Source organism: Altibacter sp. HG106 (assembly GCF_028561755.1).
In the GTDB taxonomy this organism is placed as follows: domain Bacteria; phylum Bacteroidota; class Bacteroidia; order Flavobacteriales; family Flavobacteriaceae; genus DFVG01.
In genome coordinates this window covers 67,940-94,862 of sequence record NZ_JAQQTD010000008.1, presented here as the reverse complement: position 1 = coordinate 94,862, position 26,923 = coordinate 67,940, and the positions used below count along the sequence as shown (strand labels likewise).

The 26,923-nt window shown below is 43.8% G+C and carries 26 protein-coding genes and 1 other RNA gene; 9 read left to right on the top strand and 18 right to left on the bottom strand.

The genetic code is table 11. The features are described 5' to 3' along the window. On the top strand, positions 1-2,085 hold a 2,085-nt coding region (locus PO830_RS13640), incomplete at its 5' end, for a proprotein convertase P-domain-containing protein (protein ID WP_272854130.1). Between the two features lie 68 nt (positions 2,086-2,153). On the opposite strand, the gene trpA is transcribed toward PO830_RS13640, so the two are convergent. From trpA to PO830_RS13595, 9 genes are all read right to left on the bottom strand, one after another. Further along, positions 2,154-2,924: a tryptophan synthase subunit alpha gene (trpA, locus tag PO830_RS13635; protein ID WP_272854129.1), complete on the bottom strand. Its 771-nt coding sequence runs from the start codon at positions 2,922-2,924 to the stop codon at positions 2,154-2,156. A 101-nt stretch (positions 2,925-3,025) separates the two neighbouring features. Continuing rightward, positions 3,026-4,207, bottom strand: coding sequence for a tryptophan synthase subunit beta (trpB, locus tag PO830_RS13630; protein WP_272854128.1), 1,182 nt, complete (start codon positions 4,205-4,207; stop codon positions 3,026-3,028). Further along, on the bottom strand, positions 4,188-4,787 hold the full coding sequence (locus tag PO830_RS13625) for a phosphoribosylanthranilate isomerase (RefSeq protein WP_272854127.1): 600 nt from the start codon (positions 4,785-4,787) through the stop codon (positions 4,188-4,190). Before PO830_RS13625 ends, trpB begins: the two co-directional genes overlap by 20 nt. Positions 4,788-4,810: 23 nt before the next feature. Continuing rightward, entirely contained in the window at positions 4,811-5,593 is a 783-nt protein-coding gene (gene trpC / locus PO830_RS13620; RefSeq protein WP_272854126.1) for an indole-3-glycerol phosphate synthase TrpC, read from the bottom strand. Continuing rightward, on the bottom strand, positions 5,590-6,585 hold the full coding sequence (gene trpD / locus PO830_RS13615; protein ID WP_272854125.1) for an anthranilate phosphoribosyltransferase: 996 nt from the start codon (positions 6,583-6,585) through the stop codon (positions 5,590-5,592). Before trpD ends, trpC begins: the two co-directional genes overlap by 4 nt. 1 nt (position 6,586) lies before the next feature. Next, on the bottom strand, positions 6,587-7,153 hold the full coding sequence (locus PO830_RS13610) for an anthranilate synthase component II (RefSeq protein ID WP_272854124.1): 567 nt from the start codon (positions 7,151-7,153) through the stop codon (positions 6,587-6,589). A gap of 1 nt (position 7,154) precedes the next feature. Then, the gene (locus tag PO830_RS13605; protein ID WP_272854123.1) at positions 7,155-8,558 is read right to left on the bottom strand and encodes an anthranilate synthase component I family protein; all 1,404 of its coding nucleotides are present in this window, start codon (positions 8,556-8,558) and stop codon (positions 7,155-7,157) included. A 183-nt stretch (positions 8,559-8,741) separates the two neighbouring features. Further along, positions 8,742-9,314 (bottom strand): YceI family protein, encoded by a 573-nt coding sequence (locus PO830_RS13600; protein ID WP_272854122.1) that lies wholly within the window; start codon positions 9,312-9,314, stop codon positions 8,742-8,744. A gap of 12 nt (positions 9,315-9,326) precedes the next feature. Then, positions 9,327-9,797 (bottom strand): MarR family winged helix-turn-helix transcriptional regulator, encoded by a 471-nt coding sequence (locus PO830_RS13595; protein ID WP_272854121.1) that lies wholly within the window; start codon positions 9,795-9,797, stop codon positions 9,327-9,329. Between the two features lie 155 nt (positions 9,798-9,952). Here PO830_RS13595 and PO830_RS13590 point away from each other — a divergent pair, with 155 nt between their 5' ends. The 4 genes from PO830_RS13590 (at position 9,953) to PO830_RS13575 (ending at position 12,044) form a co-directional block, all read left to right on the top strand. Further along, on the top strand, positions 9,953-10,498 hold the full coding sequence (locus tag PO830_RS13590) for a TlpA disulfide reductase family protein (protein ID WP_272854120.1): 546 nt from the start codon (positions 9,953-9,955) through the stop codon (positions 10,496-10,498). Between the two features lie 12 nt (positions 10,499-10,510). Beyond that, positions 10,511-11,140 carry a thioredoxin family protein gene (locus PO830_RS13585; RefSeq protein WP_272854119.1) on the top strand — a complete coding sequence of 210 codons (630 nt, stop codon included), beginning with the start codon at positions 10,511-10,513 and terminating at the stop codon, positions 11,138-11,140. A gap of 86 nt (positions 11,141-11,226) precedes the next feature. Further along, on the top strand, positions 11,227-11,538 hold the full coding sequence (locus PO830_RS13580; RefSeq protein ID WP_272854118.1) for a rhodanese-like domain-containing protein: 312 nt from the start codon (positions 11,227-11,229) through the stop codon (positions 11,536-11,538). A 122-nt stretch (positions 11,539-11,660) separates the two neighbouring features. After that, entirely contained in the window at positions 11,661-12,044 is a 384-nt protein-coding gene (locus tag PO830_RS13575) for a hypothetical protein (protein WP_272854117.1), read from the top strand. A 580-nt stretch (positions 12,045-12,624) separates the two neighbouring features. Here the strand turns inward: PO830_RS13575 and ssrA are convergent. Next, positions 12,625-13,023, bottom strand: a transfer-messenger RNA (tmRNA) gene (gene ssrA / locus PO830_RS13570). 194 nt (positions 13,024-13,217) lie between these two features. Between ssrA and PO830_RS13565 the strand changes: the two genes are divergently transcribed. After that, the gene (locus PO830_RS13565) at positions 13,218-14,426 is read left to right on the top strand and encodes an NAD(P)-dependent oxidoreductase (RefSeq protein WP_272854133.1); all 1,209 of its coding nucleotides are present in this window, start codon (positions 13,218-13,220) and stop codon (positions 14,424-14,426) included. A gap of 53 nt (positions 14,427-14,479) precedes the next feature. On the opposite strand, the gene PO830_RS13560 is transcribed toward PO830_RS13565, so the two are convergent. The 5 genes from PO830_RS13560 to PO830_RS13540 form a co-directional block, all read right to left on the bottom strand. Continuing rightward, on the bottom strand, positions 14,480-15,091 hold the full coding sequence (locus PO830_RS13560; protein WP_272854116.1) for a collagen-like triple helix repeat-containing protein: 612 nt from the start codon (positions 15,089-15,091) through the stop codon (positions 14,480-14,482). 221 nt (positions 15,092-15,312) lie between these two features. Beyond that, entirely contained in the window at positions 15,313-15,699 is a 387-nt protein-coding gene (locus PO830_RS13555; protein ID WP_272854115.1) for a ribosomal maturation YjgA family protein, read from the bottom strand. Positions 15,700-15,750: 51 nt separating this feature from the next. Continuing rightward, on the bottom strand, positions 15,751-17,103 hold the full coding sequence (gene creD, locus PO830_RS13550; RefSeq protein WP_272854114.1) for a cell envelope integrity protein CreD: 1,353 nt from the start codon (positions 17,101-17,103) through the stop codon (positions 15,751-15,753). A gap of 52 nt (positions 17,104-17,155) precedes the next feature. After that, a complete protein-coding gene (locus PO830_RS13545) occupies positions 17,156-17,449 on the bottom strand; it encodes a winged helix-turn-helix domain-containing protein (RefSeq protein WP_272854113.1) in 294 nt (97 codons plus the stop codon). Between the two features lie 2 nt (positions 17,450-17,451). Continuing rightward, on the bottom strand, positions 17,452-18,054 hold the full coding sequence (locus PO830_RS13540; RefSeq protein ID WP_272854112.1) for a hypothetical protein: 603 nt from the start codon (positions 18,052-18,054) through the stop codon (positions 17,452-17,454). A 310-nt stretch (positions 18,055-18,364) separates the two neighbouring features. On the opposite strand from PO830_RS13540, the gene PO830_RS13535 reads away from it, so the two are divergent. Further along, the gene (locus PO830_RS13535) at positions 18,365-19,003 is read left to right on the top strand and encodes a hypothetical protein (RefSeq protein WP_272854111.1); all 639 of its coding nucleotides are present in this window, start codon (positions 18,365-18,367) and stop codon (positions 19,001-19,003) included. A 543-nt stretch (positions 19,004-19,546) separates the two neighbouring features. Here PO830_RS13535 and PO830_RS13530 read toward each other — a convergent pair. Beyond that, on the bottom strand, positions 19,547-21,772 hold the full coding sequence (locus PO830_RS13530; protein WP_272854110.1) for a response regulator: 2,226 nt from the start codon (positions 21,770-21,772) through the stop codon (positions 19,547-19,549). A gap of 316 nt (positions 21,773-22,088) precedes the next feature. Here PO830_RS13530 and PO830_RS13525 point away from each other — a divergent pair, with 316 nt between their 5' ends. Further along, the gene (locus PO830_RS13525) at positions 22,089-22,505 is read left to right on the top strand and encodes a DUF1801 domain-containing protein (RefSeq protein ID WP_336375875.1); all 417 of its coding nucleotides are present in this window, start codon (positions 22,089-22,091) and stop codon (positions 22,503-22,505) included. 79 nt (positions 22,506-22,584) lie between these two features. Beyond that, positions 22,585-24,555: an alpha/beta hydrolase family protein gene (locus tag PO830_RS13520; RefSeq protein ID WP_272854109.1), complete on the top strand. Its 1,971-nt coding sequence runs from the start codon at positions 22,585-22,587 to the stop codon at positions 24,553-24,555. Between the two features lies 1 nt (position 24,556). Here PO830_RS13520 and kdsA read toward each other — a convergent pair whose 3' ends face one another. After that, positions 24,557-25,375 carry a 3-deoxy-8-phosphooctulonate synthase gene (gene kdsA, locus PO830_RS13515; RefSeq protein ID WP_272854108.1) on the bottom strand — a complete coding sequence of 273 codons (819 nt, stop codon included), beginning with the start codon at positions 25,373-25,375 and terminating at the stop codon, positions 24,557-24,559. 77 nt (positions 25,376-25,452) lie between these two features. Beyond that, the gene (locus PO830_RS13510) at positions 25,453-26,847 is read right to left on the bottom strand and encodes a T9SS type A sorting domain-containing protein (RefSeq protein WP_272854107.1); all 1,395 of its coding nucleotides are present in this window, start codon (positions 26,845-26,847) and stop codon (positions 25,453-25,455) included. Positions 26,848-26,923 lie beyond the last annotated feature (76 nt).

Below are 26,923 nucleotides of genomic sequence, written 5' to 3'. Positions count from 1 at the left end.
AATGGTGACGGTAATGCCTTCCCATTAGCAGACTATATTCCTTTTGAAGCCCTTTCTGCATTCGACGGAGAGAGCACTTTAGGAGACTGGACCTTGACCATCGAAGATACCTTCGCAGGTCTTGACTCTGGTATCTTGAACAGCTGGGGCTTCACCTACGACTACGAAGTGGTGCCAACACCTCTTGATGTGGTACTTGATGCCAGCGGAATGGCAACTATCGATGCTTCAGACCTTTTATTAAGTGTTGATGAAGCCTGTGGATGGACTGCCTCTGTAGGTGCTCCTGTTACGGCTGTAGATGTTACTACCTGCGGAGATAACTTGGGTGCTGATATTGTAAACACACTTCCTCCAACAGAATCTACTGCAGCGGTAGCTGAGTCAGGTGCTATTGGAACAGAGTTTACCTTAGACCGTGTAGATCTAGACATTACCCACACATGGGATGGTGATCTAGATATTGTATTGGTGTCTCCTGCAGGAACCGAATTGATCCTTTCCGATCGTAACGGTGGTAGTGGTGATGACTATACCGATACTGTATTCCAGGATGGTGGTGCCGATATTACAGCGGCTTCTCCTCCATTTACCGGAACTTTTGAGCCAGAGGGTGGAACGTTCGCTTCTACATTCGACGGTGAAGAAGTAAACGGAAACTGGGTACTTAGAATTACTGACAATGCGGGTGGAGATGACGGAACGTTGAATAACTTCTGTTTAACATTAAGCCCTATTGTAGACACTACGGTATCATTTGACTGTTCGAACCTTGGTGAAAACCAGTTAGAGGTATTTGTTACTGACGACAGCGGAAACTTTACGAGCTGTATCGCTTCTGTAAACGTACTTGATGAAACCGCACCTGTAATCACGTGTGGACCTCCATCAACACTACAAGAAGTAGTATCTGACAGTCCATCATTGGCTATCGTAGACAATACAACAGTAAGTACCTCTGTTTCTGTTATGGACGATGTAACCATCACCGATCTTAACGTAGATCTTGATATTGCTCATACGTGGACAGGTGACTTAGAAATTACCTTAGAATCTCCAGCGGGAACACAAGCTGTGATCTTTAGCGGAGGTGCTGACGGATGTTCTGCTGACAACTTAGTGGCAACTCTTGACGATGAGTCTATGAACGCGCTTGCTTGTAACCCGAATGGTGACGGTGATGCCTTCCCATTGGCTGACTACATGCCAAGTAACCCACTTGCTGTGTTTGACGGAGAAAGCTCTATGGGAGACTGGACGATCAGTATTGAAGATACGGCTGGTGGTGACACTGGTGTATTAAATACATGGGCGTTGACCTTCTCTTACGACAATACCAACCCGAACGTTGTTATTGAATTAGACGAAAACGGAATGGCGGTAGTAGATCCATTTGCCTTGATCAATAATATTGATGAAGCCTGTGGTATTTCAACAGCTGCTGTTGATATCACAGAAGTATTCTGTAGCGATATCGGAACGACACTTGACATCACTGTATTTGTAAGTGACGCTAGCGGAAACATCGCTTCTTGTGTTGCACAAGTAGATGTAGTAGACGCAATGGCTCCTGAGCTTACGTGTCCTGCTGATCAAACCGTTGATCCAGGTGCTGGTAACCTTAACTACGAAGTGCCAGATTACTTCGCAGATGGTGACGCAACGGCTACTGACAACTGTACAGATCCTGTAACGATCTTGACTCAAGATCCGGCTCCGGGTACCTTGTTGCCTGACGGCGTATACACGGTAACTCTTACCGCTGAGGATGAGTACGGAAACGTTGCTACCTGTACGTTCGAATTGACCGTAGAAAGCACCTTTGGTGTAGAAGACGTTCTTGCAAACGCGGTAAGCATTTACCCGAACCCTGCTCGTAACGTGATCAACATCACCAATGGTTCTGCGATTGGCTTAGACAATGCTACCATTTATGATGTGAACGGTCGTTTGGTACAAACCATCGATCTTACGAACATGACTACTGAAAAGTCGGTTGACGTTTCTCAATTAGCTTCAGGAGTATACATGGTAAACATTCAAGGAGAAGGTGGAAACACCATCAAACGCTTGATCAAGGAATAATCTTCCTTATAAACCAACCAAAAGAAAAGCCGCTTCGTGAGAAGCGGCTTTTTTTATGAACCTCTTTTTTATGACGCGCCGCGAAGCTTCTGAAGGAACGAAGCAATCCCTTTGCGTCCTTCTGTTTTTAAGTGGTTAATAAAAGCGCTTCCAATAATGGCGCCGTGGGTATGTTTCGTGGCTGTCTGAAAGGTTTCCGCATCGTGAATTCCAAAGCCAACCAGCAACCGATTTCGAAGCTGTAAGCTGGATACACGTTGAAGATAGGCCTGTTGTGCTGCGGAAAATCCAGTTGTCTTCCCTGTAGTGCTTGCGCTGCTCACAACGTACAGAAAACCGTTTGATGCCTCATCCATATCACGAATACGTGCTTCGGAAGTTTGTGGTGTTATGAGAAAGATCATATGGAGTCCGTGTTTCTGGAAAACCTCTTCATAGTGTTGTTTGTATTCGCGCAGCGGAAGATCCGGAATGATGAGTCCGTCGATCCCAACCAATGCACATTGTTCACAAAATCTTTCAACGCCATATTGTAAGATGGGGTTGAAGTACCCCATGAGTAGTAGCGGGATCGACACGGTTTCCCGAATGTGCTTTAGTTGCTCAAAAAGCACTTGGGTGGTCATGCCGTTTTGGAGCGCCTGGGTGGAGCTTTCCTGTATGGTAGGACCGTCTGCCAACGGATCGCTAAAGGGGAGTCCGATTTCAATCATATCGGCGCCCCCTTGTTCAAGTTTTTGAATGATGTTTACGGTATCTTCCAAATTCGGATATCCGGCAGTTAGGTAGATGGAGACTATTTTTTTCTTGCTGTTGAAGCGGGTATCAATTCTATTCATGGTTGTTGCGTTAGGGATTGAGCCAAGCTACCGTGTACAGGCGAAAGCCTGCCTCTGCCGGCAGGCAGGCCCGACCACGCCCAGGCGTGGAAACGTCCAAATTATAAATTAAAATATTTAATATAGGTATTGAGGTCTTTATCGCCCCGACCGCTTAAGTTCACCACGACCACTTCTTCGGGAAGAAACTCGCGCTGTTCAAATACGGCGAGGGCATGACTGGTTTCTATGGCGGGAATAATTCCTTCAAGGCGCGACAAATTACGACCGGCGGTCATAGCATGGTCATCGGTAACTGAGATAAACTCACCACGACCGCTGGTGAACAAGTGTGCGTGCATAGGGCCTACACCGGGATAATCTAAACCGGCGGAGATCGAGTAGGGTTCCGTTATTTGTCCGTCGCTTGTTTGCATGAGCAAGGTCTTACTTCCATGAATGATGCCCGGGGTTCCTAAGGCTGAAGTAGCCGCACTTTCCCCACTATGAATCCCTTTTCCGGCCGCCTCCACGGCGATGATGCCTACCTCCGGCCGATCGAGATAATGGTAATAAGCGCCGGCGGCATTACTACCTCCTCCTACACAGGCTACCACATAATCGGGATAGTCGCGTCCTTCTTTCTGGGTGAGTTGGTTTTTGATCTCTTCGGAAATAACACTTTGAAGCCGCGCCACAAGATCAGGATAAGGATGAGGTCCTACGACACTACCTATAATATAGTGCGTATCTTCGGGATGATTGATCCAGTCGCGAATGGCTTCATTGGTAGCATCCTTTAAGGTCTTGCTTCCGCTGGTTGCGGAAACAACCGTAGCTCCCAGCATTTTCATGCGAGCCACATTAGGGGCTTGTCGTTCTATATCGATAGCCCCCATGTAGACGACGCATTCGATACCCATCAGTGCGCAAACGGTTGCGGTCGCCACACCGTGTTGTCCGGCGCCTGTTTCGGCAATGATTCGTTTTTTTCCCAGATGTTTGGCCAAGAGAATCTGCCCAACCGTGTTGTTTACTTTGTGCGCCCCGGTATGACACAGGTCTTCGCGTTTCAAATAAATACGAGTGTTGTATTGTTCCGAAAGGCGCTGCGCGAAATACAGCGGAGTAGGCCTTCCCACGTAATCTGCTAGCAGTTGTTGAAATTCTTGTTGAAATTCAGCATCCTGTAAAATTGTTTTGTAGTCGGCTTGAAGCTGGGCGATATTGGGATACAACATCTCTGGGATGTAGGCTCCCCCATAGGCACCGTAATAGCCATGTTCATCGACGTGATAACGCATCTTGAAAGTTTTTTAATGATTGAATATCTTTATATCCTGGTTGGGTCTCAAACCTGCTGTTTACGTCTATGGCGACTAGGGGAAGGCTTGAGTCGAGTAGGTCTAGAATTTCGGGAACATGGTTGGGGCCAATTCCGCCACTTAGAATAATCGGTTTTGAAAGCGTATAGTCTTGGAGTCGGTCCCACGAAAACCGCACGCCATTACCTCCTCGGGCGATCCCCTTGGTATCAAATAAAAAGGCATCGGCTGCCGTCTCAAAGGCCGTAACTGAAGAAAAATCAAAATCGGGACCGACGGAAAACACTTTCCACAAGCGCACGTGGGCAGGAATCTTCTTGCGCAACTCCTTCAAATAGGTAACCGATTCGTCTCCGTGAAGCTGGCAAACCGCAAGTTGATACCGCTTTGTAAGTAGCATCAGTTCGGAAATAGGCGTATCGACAAATACCCCAACCTTCTTAATGTGCTCCGGAAGTTGTGGGAGTTTCCCCGAAAAGTATCTCGGACTCTTCTCATAGAAAATAAAGCCCAAATATTCTGGGTTCAGTGCAGCAACGGCTTGCGTATTATATTTCATTCCGCAGACTTTTAAAGCTGGCTTCATGGCAATTGTTGAATAAAGTTATTGGCGGCAACACCTGGGTCTTGTTGTTTCATAAAATGTTCGCCCATCAAAAAACCCTGATATCCTTCGAGTCGGAGGGACGTAACGGTGCTGGCATCTGAGATTCCACTTTCTGTTATTCTGACCATCTGCTCCGGAATCATAGACACAAGGGCTTCGCTGATCGCTACATTCACCTCAAAGGTTTTAAGATTTCGGTTATTGACCCCCATCATCGCAACCGGAAGATCTTTACTGCGTTCGAGCTCTTCCGCATTATGAATTTCTAATAACACTTCTAATCCCAGCGTGTTCGCTAAAGTGGTGTAGGTTTCAAGTTGTGCATCCGAAAGACACGCCGCGATCAATAGGACGGCATCGGCACCAAATGCTTTGGCTTCATAAAGCTGGTATTCATCCACCACGAAATCTTTCCGAAGCAGCGGAAGCGAAACGGTTTGGCGGGCGAGACACAGATCGGTAAGGGAACCTCCAAAGAATTTGGTGTCTGTTAATATCGATATCCCGCTAACTCCGGCCTTTGCATAGCCAGCTACCACCTCAGGTAGGGGTGCTTGATTATTGATCACTTGTTTGCTGGGGGAGCGTCGTTTATGCTCTGCAATGATACCCGTGCTACTGTTTTTCAAAGCTTCAGAAAGAGACTGACAGCTTCGATCGAAATAAGGGGACTGCCCTAACACTTTGAGCGGTAAGGCCTCTTTGGCAGCCGCCACTTCCTGTTTTTTATACTGTGTTATGTGCTCTAAGATGGTCATGACTGTGCCATTTTTTGTAATTGTTCTAAGGCGTTCCATCCCTTTCGATTGAATAAAGAATCCTCGGCTTTTTCTACTCCCGTTTCTAGGCTGCAACCCGTTGCGGTGGCGATCGCTAAGGCAGCGTTGGCGCATACTACCTTATGCTGTGCCTCGGTACCTTCAGCCTTCAAGATCGTGCTAAAGAGCTGCGCAGATTCGCTGATGGTAGCACCGCCATATAGCGTTTCGGGACTGAGGCGCTCCGATTTGAAATGGGCCGGTAAGAGCATGTCGTCAAAACGATTGCTGATACGCTTCACCGGTCCGGTTAAAGACACTTCATCGTATCCATCTAAGGCATGAAGAATGGTGTATTGTTTATCACCTTTCTGATACAGGTATCCGTATAATCGCGCTAATTCTAAGCTGAACACACCCACCAATTGATGTTTGGGAAAGGCCGGATTTACCATAGGTCCCAACATATTGAAAAAGGTTTTAACGCCTAATTCTTTTCGAATCGGCCCAACGTTTTTCATTGCGGGATGAAAGAGCGGTGCGTGCAAAATGGCAATTCCCGCAGTGTCTAAGCACTGCTTTAAAAAATCGTTATCGTTTGAAAACGGTATGCCCAATTCTTCCATTACGTTGCTACTCCCGCTAATGGACGAGACCCCATAATTTCCGTGCTTGGTCACAGGCACGCCGGCGCCAGCTGTGATAAACGAAGCAAGGGTCGAGATGTTAAACGTATTTTTTCCATCGCCTCCGGTACCACAGAGATCGATGGTTTCGCAGGCGTCAAACGATACCTGAACGCACAGATCAAGCAAGGCATCGCGAAAGCCTTCCAGTTCTTCCAAGGTGATGTGACGCATCATGTAGACCGTGATAAAGGCGGCAATCTGACTCGCGGGATAGTTTCCTTCTGAAATAGCAACGAGCACATTGCGCGCTTGCTGTTTCTCCAGAGGCTCATGGTGAATGAGTTGTTGTAATATCTTTTTCATATTAGCTAGAAATCCAGTTGTGAATCATTTGTTTTCCCTTTGGCGTAAGAACACTTTCAGGATGAAATTGTACGCCCTTCAAATCGAAGGTTCGATGTCGTAGCGCCATAATTTGACCGTTGGGGTCTTCTGCGGTGATCTCCAGCTCCTTCGGAAAATTGGTTTTGCTTACGACCCAAGAGTGATAACGGCCAATTTCAATGTGTTTTCCGCAGTTTTTAAACAGCGGTTCGTCCTTCACCAGTACCTGTGCCTGGGTGGCAACGCCGTGAAACACTTGGTCTAGATTAATCAGCGTTCCGCCAAAAACCTCACCGATGGCTTGTTGACCCAGACATACCCCAAGGATGGGGAGTTTTCCGGCATAGGTGGCGATCACCTCTTTGAGCAAGCCTGCCTCCTCGGGAATCCCCGGCCCGGGCGATAGGAGGAGTCGGTCGTAATTGGCAACTTCCTCTAACGTGAAGGCGTCATTGCGCTTAACAGTTACCTGGCACTGGGCGGCCTCTAAATAGTGCACTAAATTGTACACAAAGCTATCGTAATTATCAATTACTAGTACGTGCATGTTATAGGGTTTCAGCGAGTTCGAGTGCCTTGTGTAAGGCACCTAGTTTGTTGTATACTTCCGCAAGTTCTTTTTCGGGTTGGCTGTCGGAAACCACCCCGGCGCCTGCTTGATAGTACAAGGTATGATTCTTACTCACAAACGACCGAATGATAATCGCGTGGTTGAAATTTCCGTCAAAATCCATAAAACCAATGGCGCCTCCGTAAAACTCACGTGCTTGCGGCTCGTATTTGGAGAGCAATTGCAGGGCTTTGGGTTTGGGTGCTCCACTCAGGGTGCCGGCAGGGAAAGTGTCGGCTACGATCTGGAGCGTGGAGGTATCGGGTTTTTGAGTGGCGGTTACTTTGCTCACTAAGTGAATGACGTGCGAAAAGTATTGCACTTCTTTATAAGTATCTACGGAAACATTCGTGCCATGTCTACTAAGATCGTTTCGTGCCAAGTCAACCAACATTACGTGTTCACTATTTTCTTTCGGATCGGAAGCGAGCTCTTGTGCGAGTTCGGCATCTTTCAGGTCGTTTCCAGTACGCTTAAAGGTACCTGCAATAGGATGAATTTCAGCCACCCCATCCGAAACAACGAGTTGTGCCTCGGGAGAGCTTCCGAAGATCTTAAAGTTTCCATAGTCGAAAAAGAACAGATAAGGCGAAGGATTGACGGAACGAAGTGCGCGATACACATTAAAATCATCACCCGAAAAGGCTTGGGAAAATCGCTTGCTCGGTACCATCTGAAAGACGTCGCCTCGTGCGCAATGTGCCTGGCAAGTAGCTACGAGGTCTTTGTACGCCTCATCGGTAGTAGCCGAATGGGCTGTGCCTTCGCGTCGAAACGAAAACTCGCTGGCCGGGTGCGACTGCAATAATTGCAAGAGACTGTCTAAGTTACTTTCCGAATCATAGCAATGGGCAAACAGGTAGGCTTCATTATTAAAATGATTGATGGCAATGATGTTTTGATACACCGCGTAATAGGCGTCAGGTATTTGAAGCTCTTTGTTTTGGGGCGCTAAAGGGACTGATTCGAAATACCGAACGGCATCGTAGCTTAAATACCCGAAAAGACCGCTGTGAACAAATTTGAGATCCGGATCTTTTTGGATTTGAAATTGTTGTGAGAAGTGCTGAATGGCTTGTGGAACCGATCCCGTAGTATGAATCTTCGTAGTATTTTGGGAGCCATCCGGAAAGGTAGTTTCGATGCGCTCATTTACGACGGAAATACTGGCGATAGGGTTGCAGCAAATGTAGCTGAAGCTATTGTCATTGGCGTGATAGTCGCTACTTTCCAAAAGAATACTACGGGGAAACCGATCTCGAATTTTGAGATAGGCCGACACTGGAGTAAGTGTATCGGCCAACAGTTTCTTCCGGTGCGTGGTTAATCTAAATGTTTTCATTTCAACGAATAATAGGTCAAAAAAAATGCCTGTCGCGAAGGACAGGCATTTCTGATGTTATAGGCATACAGGGTGTCGGCTTCACGAATTGTTCCGTAAATTATTCCACCACCATGTATGTTGTTTGGTCAATGTCATTTCAGATTTCAAAGATAGGAATCCGTTTGAAACTGACAAGGGTTTTTAGAATTTTAAGGTTACGTCCAGTTCAAAATTGTCTGAAATCGTATTGTCCCCAAGGTTGTCGAAGAAACTTCCGCTTCCGTAGCGAACATTGAACTTGGTACGATCTATTTTTAAGCTTGTCGTTGCCATGTTATCGGTCATATCCATGTCGAACGTGATGGGCAGGGTAGTACCTTTGATGGTAATGTCGCCGTTCACCATATAGCCGTCGGCATTTTTTGCTGCGGAATTAATTACTAAAGTAGCTGTTGGGTGTTGATCAACCCCGAAGAAGTCATCGCTCTTTAGGTGTCCTTCCAGCTTTCCTTTACTTTCTCCGGAAAGATCGGTTACGGTAATAGAGGTCATATCGACTACAAATTCTCCGCCGGTGAGGTTGTCGCCTTCCATTTCAAAATAGCCTTCTTGAAGATTGATGGTTCCATTGTGGGATCCCAATACTTTCTTTCCTTTCCATTCGATCTTGCTTTCTGTTACATTCATCTTTTTAATTGTTTTTGTTGGATTTGTAAATGCCGCTGTTACTATAAGAGTGGCAGCGAGCACGGTGGTTTTTAAAATAGTTTTCATAAGTTCTAATCATTAATTGTTAAGTGGTTCATCGTTATTTCGCATTTTATCTAATAAGGAGTTTAGCGTTTCTAATTCCTTCTCAGAAAGTCGTTGCGTTACTAATTTGTTATGTGCCTCGATAATCGGATCGAGAGTTGCGAGAAGCTCCATCCCGTTTGGCGTAATAAAAAGTTCAATTTTTCTTCTGTTCTGCTGGCACACCTGACGTTTTACGAGCTCTTTTTTAACGAGCTTATCGATGAGGCGGGTAGTATTACTGCTGCGATCGATCATACGCTCTTGCACCGTCATTACATTCGCAGGTTTTCCTTTTTGTCCCCGAAGTATGCGCAACACATTATATTGCTGCATGGTCAATTCATGATTTTTGAAATGATCTGCCGTCCCCTCCAAATAACGCGATGTGTACAACACGTTAATGACCGCCTTATTTCGAGGTTCCATCGATACTGTAGCCTTTATCGCTTTTTCAATACTCATACTTGTATAAACAATAATTGTATATACAAATGTAATATAAAAATCATTGTGCGCGGTAGTTTTAACAAAAAATTCAGAGATCCTACTTACAATGCGCTGTTGCTGAATTGTTAAAAACCTTCTTGGTACTAAGGTCTTTTCGTATTTTTATAGTCATGAAAAGACTTGCATTCATAGTTTGTGCCTGGGCGGTGTTGGCGAGTTGTGTCGACAACAATGTAAAAAAGATTGGAGAAGCCGTGGTTGAAGAACCCGAGAAGGAGGTGGCAACGCCAGCTTCCTTGGTCACAATTCCTTCTTATGATTTTTCTGAATTTGAAGCCAAATACCTTCAGCCTGAAGATGACATGACGTATGTGATCAACTTTTGGGCTACCTGGTGCAAGCCATGCATAGAAGAAATGCCGGCTTTCGAATCGCTTCGGAAGAACTATGAAGCAAAGAAGGTGAAGGTTGTTTTAGTGAGTCTAGACCTTCCGAAGTTATTAGAAAAACAAGTGATTCCCTTTGTAGAAAAGAAAGGATTGCAGTCGGAAGTCATTCTTTTAGACGATCCTGATGCCAATACCTGGATTCCGAAAGTGGCTGAAGAATGGTCGGGGGCCATCCCGGCAACGCTTATTATTAAAGGCGACCGAAGTCAATTTTACGAACAGTCCTTTACCTATGAAACGTTAGAAGAAGCTGTTAATTCAATATAAAGCAAAATGAAAATGAAAACGATTTTACCAGTAATTGCGGTGCTAATTCTTTGTCTGACGCTGTCGACCGCCTTCGTAGCAGACACTACGACCAACGATGGATACAGCATCGGAGACATTGCCGCACCTATCGATCTTTTGAATGTGGACGGGAAACGTGTATCCTATGCAGATTATCCAAATGCCAGGGGTTTTATTGTGATCTTCACCTGTAATACCTGTCCGTATGCCGTAGCGAGCGAAGACCGAATCAATGCGTTGGATGCCGAATTTAAACCGAAAGGATATCCTGTCATTGCCATCAACCCCAACGATCCTGCCCTGCAACCTGCCGATACGTATGAGTTGATGCAGAAAAAGGCAGCCGAAAAGAAGTTCAGCTTTCCGTATTTATACGATAAAACCAATACGGTGTATGCGCAGTATGGTGCCACCAAGACGCCTCACGTCTATATTCTTCAGAAAGAAAAGACAGGCGACCTAACAGTCGCTTACATTGGTGCCATCGATGACAACGTGCGAGATGCCGATAATGTAAACGAGCGATTTGCGGCGAATGCTGTCAATGAACTCCTTGCGGGTAAAGAGGTAAGCGTTAAAGAAACGCGGGCTATTGGTTGTTCGGTAAAACAAGCCAAATAGCAACGAAATGAAGCAATCAAAAAGAGCTGTTTTCGAGAAACAGCTCTTTTCATTTTTTACTACTTTTGAATCAAAATAATAGAATCATGCAAGAGCTCAATCAGGAAGATTTCGCGGCCCAAATGAAACAAGACGAGCGGGCTGTGTTGTTAGACGTTCGAACCGATGCTGAAGTGGCTGAAGGATACATTCCGAACGCACAACAACTCAACATCCTTAATTCCGGCTATTTCATGGAAGAGGCGAAAAAGCTGGATCCAAATAAAAACTATTACATTTATTGTCGTTCTGGCGGGAGAAGTGCGCAGGCGTGCCTGTTACTTGACTCTTTAGGGGTACAAAACACCTACAACCTCTTAGGCGGCTTCAGCGAGTGGAAGGGCGACCGAAGCTCGTAGTGAGTCTCCTTAAAAAAATTAACAAGTCGGCCCCAGGTTGGTTAAATTGACGCTAAAGCCTGCGCAACAGGGTATCTAGGTTTCAATTCATAGTTATATTGTAGAGACAAAACGAACTAGCTATGAAAAATCAACACCAGCATATTCAGGATGAAATGAGACGGTTGATCGCCAAAAGCTGCGATGTCAGTGAATTAGCCTCGAATGCCTATACCTCCTTCCACAAAAGTTTGTTGAAATACTATTTTGACGTGTCGGAAGTTACGATTGACTATGATCGCAACTCCATATTTCTTTGGACGTCTAGTCAGCATAGCTTTGACCCGGAGAGCGCGCTCTACCAACTTAATGATGCAACACCGCTTCGAATAGCCTACGACAATTTGCAAGAAACGCTGAAGGGATGTTTAGACAATCGGGTGAATTCAATTCGTTTTTATCGCTCGCTTTTGTTTCATTATAACAATGTGGAGCAAGTGATACCTCGCGATGCCATGACGGCCTAAATTCCATCAAATACAAATTATAAGAGCCATGTAATACACATGGTTTTTTTGTTTTAATGTTATTAGGGGAGTAGGGCGGAAAGCAAAAAGCGAAGCCAATGAAGCAAATAGGTATGTTGAATGAAAATTTCTTGTATCCTTCATCTATGGTCTTACGTCCTATATCCTACGTCCTGCCTCATATATCTTCGTTTGACAACAAACCGGGAAAAGAGGATTTTTTTGGACAAGCAAAAAACGCGTGAATGTAAAAAGAGGTTACTGTCGTGCTCTCTAATATATCTCTTTCTGCAAATACGAACCCCACATTGCTAAAGCAATGCAGTTTCCTTTTTCAAACATGTTCAGAAACCAGTTTCCTCCATGCTTAAAAACAGAAAACCCCGCAACAGATGTTGCAGGGTTCGTGCTTGATAGTGGAGCCGGGGAGATTATTTTAATGATTATCCCCTTACCAATGTTGCAATTAGAAAGCAAAGACTTCGCCTTGTTTTTCATGTTTTATTCCAATACCTTGAGCAAGCTCGGCATTTCCATAAAACAGAAAAAACCAAGCTCATTGAGCTTGGCTTTCTGAATGTCGTGGAGCCGGGGAGATTCGAACTCCCGTCCAAACGCGCAATGTTAATGCTTTCTACATGCTTAGTTTTCGTTTGGATTTTCGTGGACTTGCCGGTTGAAAACTACCAACGCATCCCTTAGCTTCATTCAAGTTTCGGAATCACATCAAAGCCCTGCAATTCCTAGGTTTACTTTTACGAAGCCACTAGATCGAACGCCGTAAACCAAGGCCTTCGAGTGACTTCCTACTTGCCCGTCTTACGGGCCGAGGCATACCGTACTATAATTCGGGTTATGCAGCTAGGGCGTAGTTATTCTCGCCGTTTAAAAAAGTTGAAATATGAGATTTACGAGCTGTATCCCAGCGCTCGGCATGCTTACATTACCATTCAACCCGCTGTCAAAACCAGTCGGCCCCTTGGTATTTTTTTCAAAGATCGTATTCTGGGCGTTCCCACGCATATGCGCGGTTGGGCCTGCCTGCCGGCAGAGGCAGGCTTTCCGCGGTACACGGTACCTTGCCGCAATCCCTAACGCATGAGCGCGCAAAGATAGGAGATTTCACATATCTTTGCACGCCTAGTAAAGAACAAAAAACATTCCAAAATGCCAATTACCTTTGCCCTTATCAAAGAACGCAAGAATCCGCCAGATCGCCGCGTCGTTTTTTCACCGCAAGCCTGTCAGGAAGTCATGGAAGCCTTTCCTGAGGCAAGAATCATCGCAGAACATTCCGATATTCGCGTCTTTCCCGACCAAGCCTATCAAATTGCGGGGGTTCCGGTGCTGGAGGATGTTTCCGAAGCAAGCGTCATGTTAGGGGTCAAAGAAGTGCCACCTTCGGCATTGATTCCGAAGAAAAAATACTTTTTCTTTAGTCATACCATCAAAAAACAGCCTTATAATCGAGGTTTGTTACAAGAAATCTTGAAAAAGAAAATTGAGCTATACGATCACGAGACCATTGTGAAAGCCAATGGCGGCCGACTCATTGGTTTTGGTCGCTATGCCGGATTGGTCGGGGCCTATAATGGCTTCCGCGCGCTAGGATTTCGGCAACAAACGTTTATCCTTCCTAAAGCCGAAAACCTACCGGATCTTCGGGCGATGAAGCAAGCCTTGAACGACATTACGCTACCACCACTTAAGATCGTTCTTACCGGTAGTGGTAAAGTGGCAAAGGGCGCCAAAGAAATTCTAGAGCATTTAAAGATTCAAAAGGTAGCTGTAGAAGCCTTTTTAAACGAGGAGTTTACCACTCCAGTATACTGTCATATTGATGTGTTGGACTATAACAAACGCAGCGACGGAGCTCCCGGTAGCCGAAAGGAGTTCTATAAAGATCCTTCAGGATACGAAAGCGACTTCATGCGCTTTGCAAAAGCCGGAGATATGCTCATCACCGGACATTTTTATGGACAAGGAGCGCCCTATTTATTTACGCGAGAAGATGTTAAAGACTCGGCCTTCAACCTTAAACTGGTTGCCGATATTACCTGTGATATTGACGGTCCTATTGCCTGCACGGTACGACCCTCTACCATCGCCGAGCCGTTTTACGGATACGACCCAACAACTGAAAAGGAAACCGCTTTTGACGCTCCCGGAGCCATCACTGTAATGGCGGTGGATAATTTGCCCTGTGAATTGCCAAAGGATGCCAGCGAAGGATTTGGAGAAATGTTTATGGAGGCCGTTCTGCCCGCCTTCTTTAACGACGATAAAGAGGGTATTCTAGAACGTGCAAAAATGACCACTGCGGAAGGAACGCTTACCCAACGATTTTCCTATCTACAAGACTATGTAGATGGTATCGAATAAAAAAAGCGCCACCGAAGGGGTGGCGCTTTTTTTTGAGAACATATTAGACCTGGCTACTTCAAATTAAAATGCTCCTGAAGGGCTTTGTAACTCGTAATGTCGATACCGTTATTGAGCAATTCTTGCTCTACATCATACGCGCTACGTCCGCTGGCTTCCACAATTACGATACGAAGCTCTTGGAACGTTCCGGCAGGCAAGCTGTATGCAGATTCGTCGGAAGCGAGGTTAAATCGCATTTGAAAACTTCCTACCTGCATAAACGTTCGAATTCTAAACTTAGTTCCGTCGGGATTTACCGTATTTGGAATAGGATAATACAACGTACCTGCTTGCACAAAGGCATAGATAAGATCGTTTTGTAACACAGACTCTGTTAGTTCAGGAACTACTTCGGTGTGAAGAGTACCTGAGGCGGCTGAGATATCGAACGTCAGGTTTTGCACATTGGCATTCCCATCCTGACCATCTTGTCCGTCCTGACCATCCTGGCCATCGGTACCGTTGGTTCCATCCATACCAGCAGGCCCCTGTGGTCCAGCAGGTCCGGCAGGCCCCTGTGCTCCATCCATTCCATCTACTCCGTCTTCTCCTGAACAAGAAGCGGCGATAGCGACAAATAATACCATCACGGTGTACTTTAATACATTTTTTAAATTTTTCATTTTGTTTGATTTTTTATGGTTCATATGGGGGCAAATGTAGGAGCTACCGTGAAATGCAAAAATTATAAAAGACTGAAAAGCAAGCGGTTGAAGAGTGGTTTTTTTGGGAGGGTTTTTCCTGTATCCGTTGCGGAAAAGATGGTAGGTTAGGAGGTCGATTTCCGAAAGAAAGGAGCCAAGCCCTTTAAAAGTAAGCGTTGGTACCATTGGAAAGAGAAGCATTATGGCTTGTTACGAGGATCTCGATGAAATCTTCCGAAGCGAAATTCCATGATAAGAATCCAAACAAATCCTATCGAATACGCCAATAGGTCGTACACATCAAAAACACTTCCCAGGACAATTTTTAACACCGGGTGGGTAGAAATCCATGGAAGCAAGATGTTAACGAGTTGCAGATATTCTACGATAAACCCAATTATTAGTGCTACAAGCGCCCAGCGTATGACAGGGCCTTTAAAAAGTATTTGCAGAAAACAATAGAGCAGTGGTATTACCAATACATCACCTATAAATCCGCGAATGATTCCGTGGGAAGCGAACATAGCAATACCTACTTCAATGAAAAGCAGGCATAAGAATGCGACACCATAGACGTTTCGTTTCATATCCTATAGGAAATAAGTTGCGCGCCTCCTCAGGAGGCGCGCAACATTGTTTTAAGATTCGTTTGCCCAATCAATTTTGCGAGAGACAAACATAATGGTTGCCAAGATAGCAAAAAGGCCGATGCTGCCTACTAACAAGGCATAGTCTTCCAACTGAATGATGACATAGATAAAACCATACAAGGCGCCCAGGGAAGCGGCGATGAGCAATGGAAATGTTAATCCCCTTAAAATAACTCGTGAATACCCTGTTATGAGCGCCAACACGGCGCCACCGGCAATCAGGTATGCCTTTAAAAAACTACTGTGTTCACTGATAGCAATTAATAAGGTGTAGAACATCACCAGGGCCAACCCGATCATCACATACTGAAATGGATGAATATAGATTCTACTCACAAGTTGAATTAGTAAAAATACCAAGAGTGTGAGCCCAATAACCAAAATCCCGTACTTAGCCGTGCGCTCGCTTTTTACGTAATCATCTACGGGTACAATAAGCTGGGTTCCGAAGGCGTAAGGCGTTAGGTTTGGGAGTGTATTGTAGAATACCTGTTCAAACTCTCTATTGATTTGTAAAACCTGCCAGGCGGCCTTAAAACCTTCGCTAGAAATTTCTCTCGAACCGTCCAGAGGGAGATATTGCCCGGTAAAACTAGGGGAGTGCCAATTGGATTGAAGCGATACCTTGGTGTTTTTCCCTAGCGGAACAAAATGTATCCCTTGACTACCATTCACCTTCATCTGAAAAGCGAATTCAATAGAACGTTCGGTATCGAACACCTCTTTCGGCAAAAGATCACTTTCAAGTGTATTTAGGTATTCTTTGCTGAATTTGGGGGCTATTTCCAGGGGTTTATTGGCGACAAGAACTTCTACCGTGTTTCGAATTCCTTTGAGATTGGACGTATTGATCATCAAAGAGATTTCGTCCCACTGAATGTCTTCTGCGGGCACTTCTAAGGCTTGCTGTATGTTAGGAAAATTTCCGGTAACGTCTAAATCGGCTGTAAAAACAACGGCTTCATAAATTCCACGTTTTAGCGGTTTTTCCTTGGTTTGCGCTTCACCGTTAATTAACAACGCATCCGGAAATAGATACGCGGTTCGTTCCAGGGTTTCGGTGAAGGTTTGAAAGTTCTTGGTGGTTTCATTGTAAATACGTTCCTCTTTGTGGGCGTGATACGGAATTTTTAGAATAGGGCCCGAGAGGGTGATTTCATTTCCCCATTTTTCGTTTACCTCCTGGGTCACTTCAGACTTTCGTTCAGAACGTTCGCGAATGAGATCTTTCACAAATTCCAACGGAATTAATAATAGAATAAATAGAAATCCTACCACCAACATTCTGGCGGTGATAGAGCGGCGCAGCCACTGGGTAAATCGATTTGTCGTTGCTTGCATAATTGATAATTTAAAGTACTTTGAAATACAAAGTAGATGGATAAAAAATTTTTTAGTTTTTTGAAATCAAGGCCTCGAGGGCTTCGATGTGTTTTTGAAAGGCTTGTTTTCCTTCTTTGGTGGCTTCATAGCTGGTGTTGGGTTTTCGATTGATAAATTGTTTGTGAACTTTGATATAGTTTTCTTTTTCTAAGGTTTTAAGGTGACTGGCCAGGTTTCCGTCGGTGACTTCCAAGAGCTCTTTTAATCTGCTGAAATCGGCTTCTTCATTGACCATGAGAATCGACATAATTCCCAGGCGTATTCGATGGTCAAAGAGCTTATTGATGTTGTCTATAATTCCCACGATTAGTTTTTTTCCTGAACCAACATAATACTTCCGTAGATAATGTGCATGATTCCGAAGCCAAATACCCAGAACCAAAGTCCGTATCCCGGAAAGGCCGCACATAGGAGTCCGACTACAATTTCCACATAGCCCAAATACTTTACATTTCCAAGGGTGTAACGCGAAGCATTTACCAAAGCGAGTCCGTAAAAGATCAACATCAACGAAGCTGTTAAGCCGTAATGCTGACTCGTTAGTTTGATAAGGATATAGATTCCACCAGTGAGCAAAGGAATCAAAAAGTTAAGAAGCAAACGTTGCGTGGTACGGTCCCAAATAGGGGTATTTTCGCGAGCGGCTTTTCGGGTGGTAATGATCACTGCGGTAAGAATGCTCAGTACGGCAACTCCCGCTAGCACTAGGAGCATTGCGTAGAAATTTTGACTGTCGAGAAGGAGAAACCCACCGCTCGGTAAAAAGAAAAAATAAGCCACCGCAGCTCCAATAATGGCATAACATCCGGCGGCAATACCAGACCAACCGCTGAGTGAGATAAATCGTGAGGAGCGATGCATCATTTGTTTGATGTCGGAAATATCTTTGAGATACTTTTGTTGATCCATATTAAAGTACTTTGAAAAACAAAGTAAAAGAACTTTGGCGAATAATCATAATAATGAATGCGTTAAAGTGTGTTAATCTTGAATTGCGCCAATTTTTCGTTGAATAACGCACAGAAATAGGAGGTTTCAGCTGATAAATAATTGTTAAATTTCTTACAAACGTGAAAGATAAAAACGATAAAAAGCATAAAAAAACGATAAAAAGCATAATTCGTTGAAATCAAACATTGTCTATCAGAAACTACTGACAACTAACCTGTTTGACATCGATTAAATACCTATTTTTATAGTCTAACAACTAGCAACAATTATGCTCAAAAATTACTACGCCCTCGGATTACTTATGTGTTTTTGTACTTGGGGAACTTTCGCTCAAGTAGGAATAGGTACTACAGAACCTACTTCCATGCTCGATGTAGATGGAGGCATACGAATTAGAATTACAGATTCAGATGGCTTGCGAAATTCTCGCGACCAAGAAATACAGGCACTATTTGTTATCGGTGTGGACGATGAAGGAAACTTCATTCAGGTAAAGGTGGACGAAAACCTTACGCTACAGGATAACGAATTACGTGCGTACGACCGTAAGAAGGAAGTAGGGGATGTGCCCGACTTTAATACCAATGGACGCGTTAACAATGCCTCCCTTCTCATATGGCCGGGTGGTGCGAATGGTCAAAAGGCGGTGATCCGTCTAAGAAACAGCCAAGGAGACCTTGAATTTACAGGAATTGCCGGCGGTGAAGATGGAATGGTTGTATGGCTCTATCCAACAGATGGTGATCTGGAACTGAAACGTAACAGTACGTATAGTGATCCTGAAAACCGATTTGAACTGCAAACCGATGTCGATGTAGAACAATACAGCATGGTGCAGCTCATGTACGATGGTACCATCCAACGTTGGGTCTTAATGCACTTCGATTCTCGTGATAATAACGACTAAATAATAAATACATATTAGTTTATAAAGTAGCCCCGCCAAATGGCGGGGCTTATTTTTTCAGCCTAGTCCTTCCGTTCTAATTACAATTGTTTTTATTTCTTCGGAATACAATCAATACCTGTGACCCTTTTAAAGAATGTATTGGATGATTGGCCAATGAACACGTTACATAAGACTATGACGTCTTACTCTGTTGGGGATTTGTAAACCCTTGAATTCAGATATGGCTTCCATTGCAAGCAACCAATACATCTTTATCCTTTTGATTTGTGAAGGTGGCATGCAAGCGCCTTACAATGTTTTAAATACTATAACACCCAACGAAGGAAGCTTCTGTTTTGGAAAGGCAGCTGTTACGATAAGCAATTCGCCGCAAGTCAAAAAACTAGAAAAACAGCCAATCCGACTTTAACGGTGATACCTCAAGGCATGATAAAAGCCTACTTGGCATGAACTACCGCACAATTCATAGATGTTCTTAAACCGACCTAGAAACAATCAAAATAGATCATTTCGTCCCCGGGCCGGAGCGAATAGAATACGTTAGGATTTTACAGTAATATATTTGGTGAGGGTAGCAACAAGTTCCTCCGTCTTAAACGGTTTGATGAGAATGTCCGTCATCAGCGCGAAATTTTCTTTTTCTACTACCTTTTCTTTTTCAACGGCAGTCAAGGCAATGATGGGAACTGTTTTGTTTATAGCGCGAATATGAGCTGTGGTTTCAAAACCATCCATGCCGGGCATATTGATGTCCATCAAAATAAGGTCAAAGGAAGTGCGTTCTACTGCGACGATCGCATCTTCACCACTTCCAACCGTGGTAGCCGTCGCACCTAATTTTTCCAGATGCTTTCCTGTCACCATCTGATTGATCTTATTATCGTCAACCACCAAAATTTCCTGCCGGAACAGGGGAGCGGCTTTCTCTGTAATTTTTTCCGATGCTGAGGAGGATGCTACAGGCGCTTTCTGTAACGGAAGTGTGATCTGTACCTTGGTCCCTTTATGCTCTTCGCTCGTAATTTCGAACGAACCATTATATTGCGTTACGAGTTTTTGAACGATAGGAAGTCCTAAGCCGGTGCCCGTAAAGCTGTTGGTGGTATAATCGGTGCGATCTAGTCCTTTGAGTACCTCTTTAAGTTTTGCTTCGGAAATACCCACGCCCGTATCTTCAATACAGAAATGAACCTTAATTTCACCTCCCGACGTTTCAGCCAGGTCGGCAGTAACGGTGATGGTACCATTACTTGTGAATTTTGTCGCATTGCTCAGTACGTTAATGAGAAGTTGCGAAATTTTAGCGGGGTCTCCAATAAGTTCCTTCGGAAGCGCTTCTGAAATATGCACTTCGTATCGATTTGGATGTTCGGTATTCAGGAATTTGGTCGTTTCTAAACTATGGTGAATCAATTCTGAAAGGTTGAAACGCTCCTTCTTTATCACATCATTTTTCTCTGCCTCCGTTTTATTAAAATAGAGTACATTATTGATGAGCGAGAGTAAGTATTCCGCAGAAAACTTCAGTAAATTAACGTGCTTCTTTTGCTTCTTTTCTAAGGAGTCTTGCATAAGCATGGATGAAATACCAATGATGCCATACATAGGCGTGCGTAGCTCGTGCGTTACGTTCGAAAATAACACACTCTTCGCGCGCGACAGTTCTTCCGCTTTTTCCTTCTCATCTAAATATTGCTTGTTCTTAACGATGAGGTTTTTCAGTAATTTTTTACGCCGCAAATACGAAACAAACAGAAATATGGAGGCCACCAATAGAATCGCGCCCGCAATTTTAACCCAGAATATGGTAGTCTCTTGTGCAATTCGTTCTTGCTCCACTTGATTGGTTAATTCTTGCTCTCTCAAGTCTTGCTGATACTGATTTACCTTATACTGTGCCGTAGCGGTTTCAATCGCCGCTATTTTATCGGCTTCATATTTGATCTCCTGATACTCATTATATTTTTGAACAAGTTCATACGCTTTTTCGTGATTACCCAATGCAGCTTCGCTCAATGAATAATAGTTGTACAATTCTACCAACGCTTCGGTAAACTGCATCTTTTCCAGAGAGGCAATGATTTCAACAAATACTTCGGAAGCATCTTGATAACGCCCTCGCAGATACAATACCCATCCTTCCAACAATCCCGCATAAGAAATAAAGATCTCTTGTTTTGTGAGCTTCGCGTATTTTTTTGTCGCTGCTAAATACATCTGAGCTTCCGCTACATTTCCAGCACGTAAATTGATTTCCGTAATGTTCGAATTCAACACGAATAAGGAGGAGGTATCCTTCGACTTCCGGGCAAACGGAAGCGCGTCTAAATACATTTCATTTGCCTTGGCGTATTGCTCTTGAAGCGCGTATATATTAGCCAGATCGATACGGGTTGTTAGGATGCGTTCGTCTGAGTTTATCGAGTTGGCTAACTTCATGTTTTTAAGAAATACATCACGAGAAGCGATGGTATCTCCACTTCTAAGAAAGGAGTTCCCAATAAAACTGTTTACCTGCACCTCAGTTTCAAAATGTCCATTCAATCTTGCTCTGGCTGCTAATTCATTTCCCAACGCAATGGCAGTGGCATAATCCTTTTTATAATATTTGTCCATGACGTTTTCCAGCAACGAATCAATAACTTGCAGTTCTCGCTTTTTAGGAGACAGTGTAATGGAATGGGGAGATTGCTGGGTCGTATCAACTTGCGCAAAACAGAAAGAGCAGCAGAGAGTGCTGATAAGTAAAACGTAAAGAGATTTCAAGTAGGTTAGAATTTGGTGTAATAAAAATAAAAATTATAAATCATTTTAACGCAATTGCAATAAATTTTGACAAATATACTTTTTACTCCCTCACTTCTTCTCTGGTTGCTAGCCTATTGTAATAATACAGGAAAAAGCCCTTACCAATAATAGGGAAAACCCTTTTGTGTAGCGATTAGAATCTTGCCATCTTTGTAATGGTTTAAAGATTTATTCTTTGCTATTAACCATAACTAATCGGTCTACAAATTAATTGGGGAGTTAATACTAATCGATTACGTTACAAAAGGGTTGCCAACAATGGCAGCCCTTTTTTTTGTGGGAAGCCACAGCTGGTTTTGAATACGTTGTTCTATTGGCGTATCTTTCAGAAATGAATCCTGCGAATACCTATATCCACAAACAGCCGGAACCGTTCCGTTCTATCCTGCTACATCTACAATCGGTAGTGCAGCAAACCATCCCCAACGGTGATTTTTTGTTTAAATGGCAGTTGCCTTTTTATTATCTCGATGGAACCCAACCTTTTTGCTATTTAAATTACTCCAAAACCTATGTAGATCTGGTCTTTTGGCATGGCGCGCACTTGAAAAAGCACGAAAAGGAATTGGTGTCCAAAGGCCGAAAGCACATGAGATCCCTTCGCTATACTTCCCTGGAGGCAATTGATCATGTAGTTTTGACCGAAACCTTGCTCGAAGCGTATAGCCTTCGGCATAAAAGCTATAAGTAAGGCTGTAATTCTCCGAATTGGTAGACTTCGTTAATTTTTGTATCCTTGCTTTCCATTCATATTACTACGAAAAGAAATAATGAATTATTATTGTAAGCTATTGCTTCTTTGTGTGCTCTCTTTTGGCAGCATAGTGGCACAGGAATTAGCGCATGAGGTCGTTCCTCCAGAAATTCTCTTCAAAAAGAACACACAATCTGATTTTACTATAAGTCCCGATGGCAAGTACTTTGCCGAACAGATTTATGAAGACGGGCAGTACAGCTTAATCATTGTTGACATCGATGAATATAAGATGGTGCATAGGGTGATGATGCTCTTTGAGGTAGACCGGCTGTTTTGGCTTACCTCTAATCGAATATTATATGAATCGAGAGGGGCCATCTTTGCCACCGATATCGACGGCATGAATAGAATGGTGATCGCCGATAAAACTAAAAAAGATAAATACCTACGAGGGTATAGGCGCTACCGTTACAATAAGATAATTGGGGGCAATCCCGATAACCCAAATGAAATCATCGTGCAAACGGTTGGCTTTGAAGGCAATGCCTCCATTAAAAATATAAATGTGTATACGGGGGCGGCCGAGTTGGTTGAAGATGGAGATGAAGATGATATTCAAGGGTGGATAACAGACAGCAGAGGGAAGGCCCGTTTGGCACTTCAGGTGGGAAGAGATGAAAGTCTTACCTTCTTAAGAAGAGCAGCCGACTCCGATCGATGGCGCCCGTTTGAAGTTAAAATCGACGATCAGTATTATCCACTGCAAATTGAAGGTGATTCGTTTCTCAATCAAGATCTTATTTTCGAAGGATTTAGTAAGGAGGCGGACGTTGCTTATATTACCAGCAATGTGAATTCCGACAAGAGAAAATTAATCACATACGATATCAAAAAGGAAGAGGTTATCGAAGTGCTCCTCGAGGACGTATTGTGTGATGTCATGGATCCGATGGGGGCCGACGTACATATGATTTATGATTATGCCAACTATGAGCTTGCAGGCCTGCGGTATGAAGGGATGACGCCACAGTTTAAATGGTTTTCCCCAATCTTTAGGAATGTACAGAATGCGTTGAATGAAAAGTATCCAGGATTTATACATGAAATTATTGATTCTGATGGCGAAAACGATCGATTCGTAATTATGCAATGGAACGATGTGAACGCGGGTAATGTGGGTATTTGGGACCGAAGCGATCAAACCTATTCGGTAATGTTTCACATGAATGAAGAGTTGAATAATTATACGCTATCACGCACCAAGAATGTAATTGTGGAAACTCGTGATGACTACAAGTTATTGAGCTATTTAAATGAGCCCATCAACTTGAAAGAGAATAGCGCTGCGCCTTTAGTTGTAATTCCACATGGGGGACCCTGGGCCCGTGATTACTGGGATATGGATCGCTATTGTCAATACTTCTCCACGCGTGGATATTATACCTTACGCGTAAACTTCCGAGGGAGTACGGGATTTGGAAAAGCACACACCCTCGCCGGAATTAACAATATGGATGGGGTCATGATAAACGATATAGCCGATGCCGTGTCTCAGGTTAGTTCCCAATATAATATCGATCGAGATAGGGTGTTTATCTTAGGGCATAGCTATGGAGGGTATGCAACCTATATGAGCCTTTTGCGATATCCTCATCTGTACGCTGCCGGTGTTGCTATCGCTGCACCTTCCGATATCAAGCAGTGGATGAAAGAAACCAAACGCAATAAAGAGGCGTTTGCCTATAAATTTTGGGAAACCGCCCTAGGTTCGAACGACAAACAATATTTGAAGAAAATCTCTCCTATTAATTACGTAGATAAGATAGACAAACCACTGATGATTGTTCACGGAAGACGAGATAAAATTATTCCCTTCGATCAATCTGAGGCGATGGTAGAAGCCCTAAAGGATGCAGGTAAAAAAGTTAATTTTGAACCCGTGATGCGAGAAGGCCACACCATACAAGATGCTAATACCTTAGGGTATATTCTTCAGCAGGCTATCATATTGTTTGAAAATACGACACATGCTAACAAAAAGTAGCCTACAGACTTGTAATTACTTTTCGAATCGCCACTAGATTCTCAAGCATGGGGCCTAATTTCTCTAACGGAAGCATGTTTGCCCCATCACTCTTGGCATTCTTTGGATCGAAATGGGTTTCAATAAACAATCCGTCAACGCCTACGGCAATACCGGCTCTGGCAATGGTATTGATTAATTCCGGGCGTCCACCCGTTACACCGGCACTTTGATTGGGCTGTTGTAAGCTATGCGTTACATCCAATACCGTAGTTCCGTACTGTTTCATCGTAGGAATTCCACGAAAATCTACGATGAGATCCTGATACCCGAACATGGTACCGCGATCGGTGATCATCACCTGCTCGTTGCCACTGTCGGTTACTTTGGTGACGGCGTGTTTCATGCTTTCGGGGCTCATAAACTGCCCCTTTTTTAGGTTGACGACCTTCCCAGTTTCCGCGGCAGCGACAACCAAATCGGTCTGTCGCACAAGAAATGCGGGAATTTGTAAGATATCCACATATTCGGCTGCCATAGCGGCATCGTCCGGTTCGTGAATGTCGGTTACCGTTGGAATGTCAAAGGTTTCTGAAACCTTCCGAAGGATTTTTAAGGCTTTTTCATTTCCTATTCCGGTAAAACTATCAATCCTGCTGCGATTCGCTTTTTTGAAACTTCCCTTAAATACATACGGAACATTCAGGCGATCGGTCATGGTTACCACTTCTTCCGCAATGCGTAATGCCATTTCTTCGCCCTCAATGGCGCAGGGGCCTGACAACAAAAAAAAGTTGTTGGAATCAGTATGTTTTAACTTCGGAATCGTAGATACATTCATAGCCTATAGTTTCCGCAAAGATAGGGAAAAGCACGGCAGGAAAGACATCCTTTTATGCTCTCAAAAACACCTTCTTCTTATTCTTTGATCATCCGATGGACGGTTCTGTCTCCGGAAGGTCCCTCGATGGTAAGCAAATAATTACCCTGTGATAACAATGAAACATCAACTGTTCTCGTGTTTTTAAAAACAGCAACCGATTGTCCCATAAGATTATAGACGATAATTTTTGTGGGAGTTTCCTGTGTAGTAACCGTTATATTGCTTTTTGCAGGATTCGGATAGAGAAGCATCGGTGCGATGCTGCTTTCAGTTACATTGAAAACGCCTGTGTTTTCATACCAAGCTAATTTGCCATCTCCTGTCGAGGCCGAAACGACATCTAGCAAGCCATCTCCATTAAAATCGGCTAGTTGGGCATCTCTGGGAAAATCTACCTCTGTTGTTACAAATCGTTCCGTGTCGAAAGTGCCCAAGCCATTTTCATTTTCAAGCCATATTATTTCGTCAAAAGTGCGATAGCGAACCAACAGATCTTGATCGTTGTCATTGTCTATATCCCCAATGGTGTACCCTCCCGGAAAACTATCAATACTATGTAGCTCACCGAAGGCACCCAAATTATCTAAATTCTCTAACCAGCTCACAGAATCACCAATGTCTGCATTCCGCCCTACTATGAATAAATCCTTTTTGCCATCAGAATTAAAATCTTCGTACTGAATTTCTTCCACCTGTGTCCAGTCTGATCGCAGCATTTGAAACTGATATATTGGCTGTGCTTCCGCAAACGTCGTATCTCCTTGATTTTTAAACCAAATGATACGTGCTGCAGGATCGTTGTTGTTGTCAGACACCACGATGTCCTTCCAGCCATCATTATCAATATCTGCTAACGTTAATCCCCCTAACATGAAAAATTCAATAGCGATATAATTGGCAGCACTCAAGCTTCCATCTCCTACATTTTCAAACCAGACAATATGCTCGAAAACAGACTCTAATACGGTACTTACAATGTCTAAATCTCCGTCATCATCGAGGTCAATAGCCTGTATATTCAGTATCGAGCCAGAAACAGAATAGTCTAGTAATTGTTCCGAAGAGAAGGTGCCTTGCCCATCCTGGTTTTCGAGCCAAGCTATTTCTTCAGGATTATTTCTAAGATATAAAATATCGTTATCTCCGTCTCCGTCGACATCCGTCCATTCCATAGATAAAACCCATCCAGAACTGTCGTTGATGACATTTTTTGGCCCGAAATTTCCCAATCCATCTAAATTTCGGAACCATTCAATACTATAATCATTGTTTGAAGCTGACAGTACATCAATAAAACCGTCGCTGTCAACATCCACGGGAATAGCATAATAAGGACCTTCATCAGATGTTGAAATAATTTGTTGCGGCCCAAATTGGGCTGACGCTATGAGTCCGGTAAACATCAATAGCAGAAATACTATTTTCTTCATAAGAGTTGGTATTACATTTAGGGGAGTTTCTAAAGATACGAAATATTACGAGCGTCTGATTTTTCTAAAATAGACC